This is a genomic window from Myroides sp. LJL116, from assembly GCF_054871685.1.
In genome coordinates this window covers 1-13,573 of record NZ_JBTXLR010000005.1, presented here as the reverse complement: position 1 = coordinate 13,573, position 13,573 = coordinate 1, and the positions used below count along the sequence as shown (strand labels likewise).

Sequence of the window (13,573 nt, the reverse complement as noted above, 5' to 3'; positions counted from 1 at the left end):
ATGATACAAAAATAAGAAGGAGCCATTTTTAATGGCTCCTTTTTTTGTTTATAATGTAGAATTCTTATTGGATATTTTATAGCCTAGATAAACGAAAAAGACTGTACTAGCCATTACAATACACGTTGTTAGCAGGGCATTTTGAGAGAATACAGACACTATCGCACTGGCAATGAAACAAGTTCCAAGTTGAATGGTATTTTGTAATGCAGAGGCTTTTCCTGAGTTTTGTTTAAAGGGTTGTAATGCCTGAGCAACTGCAATGGGGTAGCTAGCTCCATTTACCAAGGCCATTAAACAAAATGGAATCATAAGGGTAAGTAAAGTTGGTGTGGTAAATAAGGCTAGGGCTAAAAGAGCAATAACACACAGACTGTAGGTGGTTAGTAAATAAGGCATTAGCTTTTTTGCTTCTACCTTTTGAGAAATACTTCTATATCCATATCCTCCTAGTAAGAATGCAATTGTTTGTGGAATAAAACTAAGACCTATTTCAGCTTCGTTATAACCTAATTCTTTTAAAAAGAAAGGAGAACCGGTAAGCCATGCAAAAAAGGTACCTGAACAAACTGCATAAATTAGAACATTACCCAAAAAATCAGTATTTTTTAAGATAGGGTAGTAGCCCTGTTGGGTGTCTTTTGGTTGTTGTTTTGGGGTGTCATTCCCTAGAGTTAATGTGTAAAACATTAGGGCAATAGCAAGTATAGCTAAAAATATAAAGATATACTCCCAACCAAAATACTGTAATATATACACTCCTAATAGAGGTGCTAAAGCAGGTGATAATGCTACAAGTGGCATAATAGTAGCAAATACCCTATTGGTTTGTTCCTTTGGGTATTTTTCTATAACCAATGCTTGCCAGGAAACAGCTCCTGCACAAACTCCAAAGGCCTGTAATAATCTAAAGATTAATAAAGTATAGATGTTAGTGCTGAAAAAGATAGCAATACTAGCTATGGCAAAGATACTAAGGCCAATTAAGATAACTCTTGGTTTCCCTATTTTATCCGAAAGAGGTCCCCAGAATAATTGGGCTAAAGCATACCCTCCTAAAAATAAGGTTAAACTTGCCCCAATAAGCGACTTTTCTGTACCAAGGTCATTTTTCATGGTATCAAAGGCAGGTAAGTACATATCTGTGGCAAGGAAGCCTATAATACTTAGTCCGGTTAAGTAGATTAAAAAAAATGTATTATTTTTAATTTTATTCATTTAGTTTATAATTTTAATTGGATAATATGTTTTGATAAGCTTTGTGTTAAAGGACTTACCTAATGTTGTGTAAACAAAAAAGCTAAAGAGTTTTCTTTAGCCTTTTGTACATTATATTTTTTGACAAATAATGAAAACTTTCTGTTCATTACGCAAGGTGGTGAAAAAGATATAGATATCTCCACCTTCTTTTACTTTCCATTTTTTTCGTATTTCCTCTACTTTTAAAGGGAAGTTACGCGTGGTTAAATTTGCTTTGATTCCCTGTAAGTGTTCTTTTGTATTTGCTTTATTATAAAGGTGAGTGGAAAGAACTTTAAAACTTCTACCTGGAAAGGATATTAACTCACTACTGGTATATAAATGGGAGTGTTGGTGTAGTTTGCCAATGTCGAAAATTGCTGAAATACAATCAAACTTCCCTGTTTTTAATAAAGCAGCATTAGGCTCATAAAGATAAAGGGACAGATCTCTAAATTTTGCATTACACTCTTGGGAAAGGCTAACTGTGAAACTATCTGTTTTGTCCTTTTGAATATTTACAGCGATTAATTCTACTTCTTGTGTGTAGTCTTTTTCTATTACCCAAAGTAGTTCTTTTACTTCGTTGTTTAAGGCAACTATATGTACTTGCTTTACATTAGAAAGTTCTTTTAAACCGGCTTGTATATCTAAAAGAGGCGCGGTTTTTACCAGTATAGTATTGGTTTTAGAAAACAATAGATCTAGATGTTCTACTACATTAGGAGTACAGTCACTTAGAAGAAAAACCTTTTGTTTTGCATCATTTCTTCGTGCTGGATCCAGGTAAATATAATCCCATTTTTGATCTGCATCTCGGATGTATTCTATGCTATTTGCACAGATACATTCAATGTTTGTTTGGACAAACTCCTTAAAGTTATGCTGAGCAATTTGACTTAACTCCTCTTGCATTTCAATATGGGTTAGCTTTTGTATGTTTTTAGAGAAATAGTAACTATCTATACCAAATCCTCCTGTTAAATCAACTAATGAATCTCCCTTTACTAAGCTAGCTTTGTATTGAGCACATGGTTCAGAGGAGGTTTGTTCGATAGATAATTTACTTGGAAATAAAATATTTTTGGTAGCATACCATAATGGTAGCTTATTTTTAGCTCTTTGTTTAGACTCTATTTGTGGCAGTAAATCTGCCATAGATAGATGGGAGAAAGGGCTTTTTTTTAAAGCCAATTTCTGCACATTCGAGGCTAAATTTTGCTCTATAAATTCTTGTACTTCTTGTTGTAAAAGTGCTGTTTTCAATTATAATTTTTTTGTTAGTATTTGTATAAAGCGCACATTGGGCAGGAATTCTTTTCCAATCACCTTTAGACAAGTATAAAAAGGAACTGCGGCTATCATTCCAAATATTCCACCAAGCATACCACAGGCTAAAATCACAAAGAAAATTTCTAGAGGGTGTGATTTTACGCTATTCGAGAATATTAAAGGTTGGTTGATGACATTGTCAATTAATTGAATAATTAAAAAGCCAATCAATACCGTTAGTGCTTTTGGTAAAGTAACTTCTGTGAAGTTATCTCCCAAGAAACTCAACATGGTAAATATAATGGCTAGACCATTTCCAATTAAAGGGCCTATATAAGGTATTAGATTTAAAAGTGCACATAAAAAGGCAATCATTAAAGAGCCATTCACCCCAACGGATGCCAGTAGGATAAAAGATAAAATGAAAATTATACAGGTTTGGGTTAATAACCCAATAAAGTACCTAGATAATAAAGTGTTTATCTTATCTATGGAGCTAATCACTTTGTTCTCATGCTTTAAGGGGAAGGCTTTTTTGAATTGGTATTCTAGTACTACTTTGTCTTTTAGGAAAAAGAAAGCAATAAATAAAATAGCAAATACACCGATTCCAAACTGGCTAATAGCTCCTAAAAGGGTATTAAATAAATCAGGTACGAAATCCAATTTAAAAGGAGATCGCAAATTACTATTTTCTATAACCTGATTCAGATTTACTCCCTTGGTAGAGAAGTAAAAGTCTATTTTACTAACTAGACCATTAAAGTCTTCTTGAAGGTGAGAGTTGTTTAGTACCGATAAATTATGTGCCTGGGTAGTAAACAGTGGGATAAACATAAAAATAAATCCAACAAAAAAGGCCAGAAAAATAAGTATAGTAATACTTACGGATAATATTTTGGAGAATTTACATCTTTTCCTTAGTAATACTACAATTGGGTTTCCAATTAAAGCCAGTACAAAGGCAAATCCCATGTATATAAATAAAGGTGTTATTACGTAAAGTAAACAGCCCAGAGCTGCAATTGCAAAAAGGACTAATACCGCCCTTACAATACCTTTAGAAATAATTTTGGAAGTTACCATAGTGTTTAAAAATAAATTTATTGGTTAGCGAAAACAAAACTGTGCACACCTACAACGGCTGCTGTTTCAGTTCTTAATCGCGTGTGTCCAAGAGAAACAGGTGTAAAACCTTTTTCTATTGCTTGTTTAATTTCCTTTGTCGAGAAGTCTCCCTCTGGACCTATTAAAAGTAAGTAATTTTTATCTGGTGTGATAGCGTTTTTCAATAAAGTTTTTTCTTTATCCTCTTCGCAGTGTGCAATATATAAATCGCCTGAAAATTCTTGGTTTAGAAAATCTTTTAAGGAAATTGGTTCATTGAGTTTTGGTAGGTAATTCTGCAAAGATTGTTTCATTGCCGATTGTACTATCTTTTCAAACCTTTCCATTTTCACTATCTTTCTTTCCGAATGCTCACAAATAATTGGTGTTATTTCATTTACGCCAATTTCTGTAGCTTTTTCTAAGAACCACTCATACCTTTCATTCATTTTTGTAGGAGCTACAGCAATGTGAATACGGTGTTTTGTAAGGGGGTCCTTTTGAAAATCAATGATTTTCGTAACACATTTTTTATCCGATTCAAGGGTAATTTGAGTAGTGAATAAGGTTCCTTTTCCATCACTTACGTGTAGGATGTCGCCACTTTTCTTTCTCAATACACGAACAATATGTTTGCTTTCTTCTTTGTCAAAAGTAAAAGTATCTTGGTCTTGACTTATATCAGGGGAATAAAATAATTGCATAATCAGGCTTTTTTTGTTAAAATTCAATTCTAGCTTTAGATACTACGGAAGAATCTGCAAATAGAGATTCTTTAAAACGGTAATATCCTACAATTCCAATCATTGCAGCATTGTCGGTGGTATATTCAAATTTAGGGATATACACTTTCCAATGGTGCTTTTTTTGTGCTAAAAGTAAGGCTTGTCTAATTCCTGAGTTTGCTGAAACTCCTCCGCCTATGGCAACTTGCTTAATGCCAGTTTGCTTTATAGCTAATTTCACCTTATCCATAAGGATCTCAACTATGGTATGTTGAATACTTGCGCAGATATCGGCTTTGTTTTGCTCAATAAAATCTGGGTTAGCTGCTTGGTTTTTCTGAATGAAGTATAGGATTTGTGTCTTTAGTCCGCTAAAACTAAAGTTTAAACCATCCACTTTTGGCTTTGTAAAAGTAAAGGCCTTAGGATTTCCTTGTTGCGCCCATTTGTCGATAAGCGGACCTCCAGGGTAAGGAAAACCAAGGATTTTAGCTGTTTTATCAAAAGCTTCTCCTACAGCATCATCTGTTGTTTGTCCTAATATTTCTAAATCAAAGAAACTATTTACTTGAACAATTTGGGTATGTCCACCTGAGATAGTAAGAGCTAAAAAAGGAAAAGTTGGCTTGTCAAATTCTTCTTCTTCTATAAAGTGGCATAAAATATGAGCATGCATATGATTTACAGCAAGTAAAGGAATACCTAGTGCTAGGGACATGGACTTAGCAAAAGAGCCTCCTACTAATAAAGAACCCATTAGTCCTGGACCTTGGGTAAAGGCAATACCACTTAAATCATTTTTAGTTATTCCTGCCTTTTGTAAAGCTACATCTACCACAGGTACAATGTTTTGCTGGTGAGCTCTAGAGGCTAGCTCAGGAACTACTCCTCCATATTGCTCATGGATTTGTTGTTGTGCTACTACATTTGAAAGAACTTTGTTATCTTGCATCACAGCTGCCGATGTATCATCGCAAGAGCTTTCAATGGCTAGAATATAAGTAGGTTTTGTGGACATTTTATATGGTAATGTAATTGTTTGTAATGAAAAATTATATCTGCTGAATTATTGCATACAAGTCTTTAAAATAACTAAATTTGCTAATTGCAGACCCCAGAAAATTGGGCGCATTTTAAGCGCAAATTTAAAACATTATACGTTATCAAAAAATTTAAAAAAATAGTTTTTCGCACTATACTTGCTATTCTAACTTTAGCGGTGGTTTTATCCCTGGGGCTAACTTTGCCTTGGGTACAAAGTTTTTTAGCTCGAATTGCAGTTGAAAAAGTGAATACTACCTTTTCTACCAATATAGGAATTGATGGAATCGCTATAGACTTGTTTGGAAATATCACTTTAAAAGGGGTGAGTGCTACGGATAATCACGATTTGAAATTTATTGAGATTGGAAAAGTATCTACCAAAATTGCCAACTACGAGGCTTTAAAGACTGGGCAAATTTTCTTAGATGATTCTAGTATTGAAGATTTATTTTTAAATATCCATAAATATAAAGAAGAAGAATTTTCCAATATTGATTATTTAATCAATGCTTTTGATAATGGAAAGCCTGGAGATGGAAGTTTTAAGTTAGAGGCTAAGAGTATTGCTTTAAAAAATGGACATCTGATTATATCGGATGATAATGCCAAGGAGGTAGTAGCTATTGATTTTCAGTCTTTAGATGGTTTAGTAAAAGACTTTAAAATCCATGGTCCTAATATTTATGCTCATATTGATTCGGGGGATTTTAAGGATAATTGGGGAATGAATATTAGAGATCTTAAAGGAGACTTTGGTCTGAGTAAGACCTCGATTTCAGTGGATAATATGTTTATTCAAACCGATAAATCCTTTATTAAAGGAGATTTGCTATTTAGCTTTAATCCAGGAGATATGAAGTATTTCACCGATAAGGTGAATTGGGATTTTTACATTGAAAAAGCCAACGTAAATACTTCGGATATCAACGTTTTCGCCAATGAGTTTTCTCCAAATAAGATGTTATATATCAGTGGAACCATGAAAGGTCCAATGAATAATTTCACTTTATCTAATGCTAGGGTAATTGATCAAAATAACTCTCAGATTCAAGGTTATTTCGCCTTTAAAAATGTCTTTGATCCTATTGCACCATTTTGGATGACTACTAGCCTGGACCGCCTACAAACTACAAGGAGTAACTTAGTGACTCTAATGCCTAAAACTTTAAGTGGTTTACTCCCAGAGCAATTACAACATATGGGACTAGTGGATCTAAGAGGAGATATAACCCTTACCAAGCGAACTTTAGAGTCAGATATTCGCATCTTAAGTAATATTGGTAAGGCCTCGGCAGTGTTGGATATTGTAAATTTAGATGATCCTTATACTGCTCAGTATAAAGGTAATATTATATTAGATAAATTTGATTTAGGTACGTTTTTACAGCAGAAACAGGTAGGATTAACTTCTTTAGACCTTTTAGTAGATGGAGTAGGCTTTAACCAAGAGGCTTTAAATACTAGTGTAAAAGGAGATGTGTATTCGTTTCAATTTGGAGATTATCGCTATACCAAGATAGCAGTAGATGGGACCATGAAAATGCCAACCTTTCACGGGTTATTACATTTAAGTGATCCAAATCTACAAATGGATTTTAATGGTAAAATTGACCTTAGTACTCTTGAGAAGAATTATGATTTTGTTGCAGATGTAAAGTATGCGGACTTATTTGCCTTAAAGCTAGTAAATGACAGTATTTCTATGTTTAGGGGAGACTTTAAATTAAAGGCTAGTGGAAATACCATAGATGATCTACAAGGGGAGTTTAGTGTAAACTCTGCCCTTTACAACAATACTAAAGATAATTATGTATTTGACAATTTTAAGGTAAACTCCTTTTTTAATGAAAATCAAGAAAGAAGTATTTCTATACATTCTACTAAGGCAATTGAAGGATATATTATAGGAAAGTATAAGTTTAAAGATTTAAAGGCATTGTTTACCAATGCACTAGGTAGTTTGTATACAAACTACAACCCTTATCCTATCGCTCAAGGACAGTATATTGATTTTGATATTTCTGTACATAATAGTTTAATCGAAGTTTTCTTACCTCAGTTAACAGTGGCAGATAAGAGTCATTTAGAGGGGGTAATCAATAATGATTTAAAGCAATTTAAATTAAAATTCAACTCGTCTAATTTTGCCTTAAGCGGTATTACCTTTTATAATACCAACCTAAATGTCAACAACAATAATCCTTTATACAATACTTTTATCAGCATCGATAGTGTTAGGAATAGTTCTTATAAAATTGCTGACTTTAATTTATTAAATGTAACCTATAACGATACTTTATTTGTTCGTTCTGAGTTTAAAGGAGGTAAAAACAGTAAGGATGACTATAAGTTAAACTTATACCACACCATTAATGATCAGAATTTATCTGTGGTTGGATTCAAAGAGAGTCAAGTAGTTTTTAAAGACTTTTTATGGACTATAAATCAGCATCAAGACACTTTAAATAAAGTGGTCTTCAATAAAAAATTAACCGACTTTACCATTGAGGAAATTAATTTCTCCCATGGTAATCAAAAAGTTAGTTTTGCTGGAGTGATGAGAGATTCCACTTATAAGCATTTGGATTTAGCCTTTGATAAAGTAGATTTAGCTAAGATTACTCCGGAGATAGAAAACATTGCTTTCTCTGGTAAAATCGATGGAGAGGTTCATTTCTCTCAGCAAAAAGAACTTTATCACCCAAGTGTAAACCTGCAAATAGACTCTTTAGCTATCAATAAGTTTCTTTTAGGGGATATGAACTTTAATGTCGATGGAAATCAACGCTTGGATAACTTTGTGGTGGATGCCAATATCTTGCATAAAGATAAAGAGCATTTCTTTTTAAGAGGGGACATTAATTTATTTCAAAAGAAAACCTATTTTAATTTAGAGGCTGGTTTTGATGATTTTACCATGCAACCTATAGGACCTTTATTGTCTAGTGTTTTATCTAATCTAAGGGGAGATGCTTCAGGTAAAATAAGTATTCAAGGAACACCTTCTGATCCCGAGGTCAATGGTAGAGTGTATTTGAATAATGCGGGAATGACTTCTAAGTTTACAGGAGTAGATTATGCCTTTGAGCAGAATACTCCTTTAGATATAACAGAAAAACAATTCATTTTCAGGCGAGCTCGTATTTCCGATACAAAATTTCAAACCCAGGGAATTATTGAAGGAGATGTGAGCCATAAAATGTTTAAGGACTGGGTATTAAACTTAAGTATGTCCTCTGCGAACCTTTTAGCCTTAGATACTAATTTTTCACAAGGGAGTATCTATTATGGAACAGCTTACATAAATGGTAGCGCTAGTTTAACCGGGCCAGTTAATATGCTTCGTATTAATATTGCTGCTACTTCTAATAAGGGAACTTTTATTAAAATTCCTTTGAAAGAGGCTCAAAGCAATGGAGAGAATAATTATATTCATTTTATTTCTCCACAGGAAAAAGCTAGAAGGAAAAAAGAAGGAGGTAATGATTATTATAGATATCAAAACAGTGGTATAGAACTCGACTTTGAGTTTGTAATTACTCCTGATGCGGAAATCGAAATTATATTAGACAGAGAATCAGGTCATGCTATGAAGGGTAGAGGAGCAGGATTTATCACCATGGAAATCAACACTCTTGGTAAGTTCAATATGTGGGGTGACTTCCAAGCCTATGAAGGAGAGTATAATTTTAAATACGGAGGACTGATTGATAAGAAATTCGTGGTAAAAAGGTATGGAACTATACGCTGGGATGGAGACCCGATGAATGCCATTTTAGATTTACAAGCCATTTATCATACTGAGGCCAATCCTAGTGTAATTATTGATAACTCCATTATCAATAGAAAAGTACCTACCGATGTAGCTATTGTTCTAAATGGAAGTTTAAGTAATCCAGAGGTAGATTTTGAGATTTATTTTCCAACGGTTACCTCCGTGGTAAAATCAGAACTAGACTACCGTTTAAGTGATAGAGATATGAGGGAAAGACAAGCGATGGCCTTATTGGCTACAGGTTCTTTCTTCTCTTCGGATAATTCTTCTACTGCACTAGCAGGAAGTTTATTTGAAAGAGCTTCTAGTATCTTTGATGATTTATTTAGTGATGAGGATGATAAGTTTAAAGTAGGGCTAAATTATGCTCAAGGGGAAAGAAACCCTTATACACAAACAGAAGGGCGTTTAGGAGTTACTTTCTCCACTAAGGTAAACGATCGCATTAGCGTGAATGGAAAACTTGGAGTTCCTGTTGGGGGAGAAGAACAATCCGTTATTGTTGGGGATGTAGAGGTGCTTTTGCGTATTACCGAAGAAGGAAACTTAAATGCTAGGTTTTTCAATAGAGAAAATGATATTAACTATATTGGAGAAGGTATAGGTTATACCCAAGGGGTCGGATTAACTTATGAAGTAGACTTTGATACCTTTAAGGAGCTATTGGCAACGATTTTAAAGCAAGCTGATAAAAGAGAAAAGGATAAAAAATCTAAGAAAAAGGAGCCAGAAAAGAATCGAACCCAAGAATTACCGGATTCTGGATTTAATCGGGATTTCATTCAGTTTTATGAAAATCGAAATAAAAACAATTCTAGGTAAAAATATTACAGAAAATGCAATAAAAGCCCTCTTAAGTCATGGTATTTAAGAGGGCTTTTATTGTTAAAGAAAGTATTTTTTATTAAATTTACTCAAAAGCATGAATGTATGAGTAAAGAAATTAAAAAGATAGGTGTATTAACAAGCGGGGGGGATGCCCCAGGTATGAACGCTTCTATTAGAGCAATTGTAAGAGCTTGTAGTTACCATAATGTGGAGTGTGCTGGAATCTATAGAGGTTTCCAAGGTTTGATTGATGCAGATTTTGAACCTTTAGGACCTAGAGATGTGCATTATATCTTAAATAAGGGAGGTACTATTTTAAAAACAGCCCGCTGCCAAGAATTCAGAACAAAAGAAGGCCGTCAAAAAGCATATGATAATTTAAAAGCTGCCCAAATAGATGCTTTAATTATCATAGGAGGAGATGGAAGCTTTAATGGAGGAATGGCGCTTAGTAAGGAATTTGATTTACCTGTTATTGGTATCCCAGGAACTATAGATAATGATATTTTTGGAACGAGTCATACCATTGGTTTTGATACAGCTTGTAATACAGTGGTGGATGTAGTGGATAAGATTCGCGATACAGCTAGTTCTCATAAACGTTTATTCTTTGTAGAGGTAATGGGAAGAGATGCTGGACATATTGCTTTAAATGCCGGTATAGGAGCTGGAGCAGAGGAAATTATTGTTCCTGAAGAAAACCTAGGTATGGAGCGCTTATTAGAATCTTTAGCTCGAAGTAAAAAGAGCGGTAAATCCTCTAGTATTGTAATTGTTGCCGAAGGTGAAAAACTGGGTAAGAATGTTTTTGAGTTAGGACAATATGTAGAGGATAATCTACCGGATTATGAGGTGAGAGTATCCGTTTTAGGTCATATGCAAAGGGGAGGAGCTCCTTCGTGTTTTGATAGAGTATTGGCTTCTCGATTAAGCGTGAAGGCCGTAGAAACTCTACTAGAAGGAAAGGCTAATGTAATGGTCGGGCTTATCAATGACCAAGTAGCTTTAACTCCACTTAAAAAGGCAGTAAAAGGACATTCTCCTATTGACCAAGAATTACTTCGCGTATCAGATATAATCACCATCTAGTGTAAAGAGTAAAATAGACAATTTTCCAAAAAAAAATAAAAAATATATGAAAACAAGAATAGGAATTAATGGATTTGGGCGTATTGGACGCTTAATGTTAAGAGAAGCAGTAAAAAGACAAGATGTTGAAATTGTTGCTGTAAATGATTTAATGAGTGTAGAGCAGTTGGCTTACTTGCTAAAATACGATTCCGTACATGGACGATTCCAAGGAGAAGTACACATTGATAACGGAGATTTGATTGTCAACGGAAATAGAATCCGAGTGACAAACTTAAAGGATCCTTTACAATTGCAATGGGATAAGGTAAAGGCGGATGTAGTTGCAGATTGTACAGGAATATTTAAAGACTTAGACACAGCCCAAGCCCATATAGATGCAGGAGCTAAAAAGGTACTGATATCTTCTCCTTCTCAAGATGCTCCAATGTTTGTAATGGGAGTAAATGAGCATAAAATAACTCCGAAGGATGTTATTATATCTAATGCTTCTTGTACTACAAACTGTTTAGCACCAATGGCTAAGGTATTAGAGGATAACTTTGGAATTGTAGAAGGATTGATGACTACTATTCACGCTGCAACTGCTACTCAATATACAGTAGATGGACCCTCTAAAAAAGATTTTAGAGGAGGAAGATCTGCTCTTGTAAATATTATTCCTGCCTCCACTGGAGCTGCAAAAGCTGTAGGTAAAGTAATTCCTGAGATAGAAGGAAAATTGACTGGTATGTCCATGAGGGTTCCAACTGCGGATGTATCTGTGGTGGATTTAACCGTTAAATTGGCTAAGAAAACATCTTACCAAGAAGTGATGGATGTTTTCAAACAAGCTAGTCAGACGCATTTAAAAGGAATTTTGGCTTTTGTGGAAGAAGATGTAGTGAGTCAAGACTTTGTATCGGATCCTCATACTTGTATAATAGATGCTAAGGCAGGTATTGCATTAAATGATACTTTTTTTAAATTTGTTGGTTGGTATGACAATGAGTACGGTTATTCTGCAAAGATGATTGATATGGCAATTGTTCTAAACCAGGTAAAATAACACGTTTAAAAATACATGAAATTAATTGTAGACAGTGGTTCTACTAAAGCAGACTGGATTGCATTAGATTCTGTTGGCTTTGTATCGGAACCTATTGCAACTTTAGGGTTAAATCCTGAGGTCCTCACAGATCGCGAATTCACTTCTCGTTTAGAGCAAAATCAACAACTAGAGCAAATTAGCTCAAAGGTCACTAGTATCTATTTCTATGGAGCTGGTTGCGGTTCTTTGCGAACAAAGTCGATGGTTAAACGTCTTTTAAGTAGCTTCTTTGTTAATTGTAAAACAATAGAAGTTCACGAGGATACTTATGCTGCTATCTACGCTTTGCTTGGAAAAGGGGACAAGGGGATTGTTTGTATAAATGGTACAGGTTCTAATGTGAGTTATTTTGACGGTCATCAAGTGACTCCGCTAATTGAATCTTTAGGCTATATGGCTATGGATGATTGTAGTGGAAGCTCTTTTGGTAGACAAATCTTAAAGAGTTACTTTCTAGAAGTAATGCCTAAACAATTGTCCTTGGACTTTGATAAGGAGTATGGGTTAGATGCCGATAAAGTGAAGTATAACTTCTATAAACAAGAAAATCCAAATGCTTATATGGCTAGTTTTTTGCCATTTTTAATAAAGCATAAGGACCATCCTTTTTTTGTAGAAATGATTGAAAAGGAATTGGATTACTTTATAAAAGATTACTTAAAAGACCATCCGTTTACAAAAGATTGTAAAGTGAATTTTGTAGGGTCAGTAGCTTTTCTCTTACAAGAAGAGTTTAAAAAAGCGCTAGAACAAAAACAAATTCAAATAGGTAAGTTTGTCCAAAAGCCTTTGGATGGGCTTATTGAATTTCACCAATAAAATTAGAATAATGGAAATAGCAATTATTGCCCATGATGCCAAAAAGAAAGAAATGCTGAGTTTTGTAGTGCAAAATAAGCAGATCTTAGCTAGTAAGGGAATTACCCTAGTGGCTACAGGAACCACAGGTGGACTTGTGCAAGAGCAAGGTTTAGAGGTAAATTGTATGTTATCTGGACCCTTGGGAGGAGATGCTCAAATTGCAGCTCGTGTAGCACAGGGACAAACCCAGATGGTTTTGTTTTTCAAGGATCCTCTTGGAAAGCATCCTCATGAGCCAGATATCAATATGCTTTTAAGGGTATGTGATGTACACAATATCGCCTTAGGTACCAATAGAGCAACAGCTCAATTGCTATTAGATGCTTTAGCTTGTAGTTTAGAGGATAAAGCAATAGCAAAAGAGAATCTATAGTTTAAAGAGCAAAAACAGCCTATAAAAAAAGACCCTATCAATTTAGACATGCCCCAAAAAGTTAGACACTTTTTGGGGCATTTTTTATGAGTAAAAAACAGATATATAATTATGAATTTAAGTTGCGTTTAGTAACTATAATTTCAAATGGGGAGAATAGTATAAAAGGG

The 13,573-nt window shown here is 34.4% G+C and carries 10 protein-coding genes; 5 read left to right on the top strand and 5 right to left on the bottom strand.

Annotation, left to right across the window (positions count from 1 at the left end; all coding sequences use genetic code 11):
- Nucleotides 1-48 precede the first annotated feature (48 nt).
- The 5 genes from punC to tsaD form a co-directional block, all read right to left on the bottom strand.
- Nucleotides 49-1,218, bottom strand: a complete 1,170-nt coding sequence (gene punC, locus ACYSNM_RS05645) for a purine nucleoside transporter PunC (protein ID WP_461755998.1) — start codon at nt 1,216-1,218, stop codon at nt 49-51.
- A 111-nt stretch (nt 1,219-1,329) separates the two neighbouring features.
- Nucleotides 1,330-2,505 (bottom strand): THUMP-like domain-containing protein, encoded by a 1,176-nt coding sequence (locus tag ACYSNM_RS05640; RefSeq protein ID WP_461755997.1) that lies wholly within the window; start codon nt 2,503-2,505, stop codon nt 1,330-1,332.
- Nucleotides 2,506-3,597 (bottom strand): AI-2E family transporter, encoded by a 1,092-nt coding sequence (locus ACYSNM_RS05635; protein ID WP_461755996.1) that lies wholly within the window; start codon nt 3,595-3,597, stop codon nt 2,506-2,508.
- A gap of 17 nt (nt 3,598-3,614) precedes the next feature.
- Entirely contained in the window at nt 3,615-4,322 is a 708-nt protein-coding gene (locus ACYSNM_RS05630) for a 16S rRNA (uracil(1498)-N(3))-methyltransferase (RefSeq protein WP_461755995.1), read from the bottom strand.
- 16 nt (nt 4,323-4,338) lie between these two features.
- Nucleotides 4,339-5,361: a tRNA (adenosine(37)-N6)-threonylcarbamoyltransferase complex transferase subunit TsaD gene (gene tsaD / locus ACYSNM_RS05625; RefSeq protein WP_461755994.1), complete on the bottom strand. Its 1,023-nt coding sequence runs from the start codon at nt 5,359-5,361 to the stop codon at nt 4,339-4,341.
- A 270-nt stretch (nt 5,362-5,631) separates the two neighbouring features.
- On the opposite strand from tsaD, the gene ACYSNM_RS05620 reads away from it, so the two are divergent.
- From ACYSNM_RS05620 to ACYSNM_RS05600, 5 genes are all read left to right on the top strand, one after another.
- Entirely contained in the window at nt 5,632-9,984 is a 4,353-nt protein-coding gene (locus ACYSNM_RS05620; RefSeq protein WP_461755993.1) for a translocation/assembly module TamB domain-containing protein, read from the top strand.
- 108 nt (nt 9,985-10,092) lie between these two features.
- A complete protein-coding gene (gene pfkA / locus ACYSNM_RS05615) occupies nt 10,093-11,079 on the top strand; it encodes a 6-phosphofructokinase (RefSeq protein WP_461755992.1) in 987 nt (328 codons plus the stop codon).
- Between the two features lie 46 nt (nt 11,080-11,125).
- Nucleotides 11,126-12,127 (top strand): type I glyceraldehyde-3-phosphate dehydrogenase, encoded by a 1,002-nt coding sequence (gap, locus tag ACYSNM_RS05610; RefSeq protein WP_461755991.1) that lies wholly within the window; start codon nt 11,126-11,128, stop codon nt 12,125-12,127.
- 15 nt (nt 12,128-12,142) lie between these two features.
- Nucleotides 12,143-12,988, top strand: a complete 846-nt coding sequence (locus ACYSNM_RS05605; RefSeq protein WP_461755990.1) for an N-acetylglucosamine kinase — start codon at nt 12,143-12,145, stop codon at nt 12,986-12,988.
- A 10-nt stretch (nt 12,989-12,998) separates the two neighbouring features.
- Nucleotides 12,999-13,403, top strand: a complete 405-nt coding sequence (locus ACYSNM_RS05600) for a methylglyoxal synthase (RefSeq protein WP_461755989.1) — start codon at nt 12,999-13,001, stop codon at nt 13,401-13,403.
- The last annotated feature ends 170 nt before the right edge of the window (nt 13,404-13,573 follow it).

Coding starts and splice junctions, on each gene's coding strand:
- punC (WP_461755998.1), bottom strand. CDS start 1,218: ATGAATAAAATTAAAAATAATACATTTTTTTTAATCTACTTAACCGGA.
- ACYSNM_RS05635 (WP_461755996.1), bottom strand. CDS start 3,597: ATGGTAACTTCCAAAATTATTTCTAAAGGTATTGTAAGGGCGGTATTA.
- ACYSNM_RS05630 (WP_461755995.1), bottom strand. CDS start 4,322: ATGCAATTATTTTATTCCCCTGATATAAGTCAAGACCAAGATACTTTT.
- tsaD (WP_461755994.1), bottom strand. CDS start 5,361: ATGTCCACAAAACCTACTTATATTCTAGCCATTGAAAGCTCTTGCGAT.
- pfkA (WP_461755992.1), top strand. CDS start 10,093: ATGAGTAAAGAAATTAAAAAGATAGGTGTATTAACAAGCGGGGGGGAT.
- gap (WP_461755991.1), top strand. CDS start 11,126: ATGAAAACAAGAATAGGAATTAATGGATTTGGGCGTATTGGACGCTTA.
- ACYSNM_RS05605 (WP_461755990.1), top strand. CDS start 12,143: ATGAAATTAATTGTAGACAGTGGTTCTACTAAAGCAGACTGGATTGCA.
- ACYSNM_RS05600 (WP_461755989.1), top strand. CDS start 12,999: ATGGAAATAGCAATTATTGCCCATGATGCCAAAAAGAAAGAAATGCTG.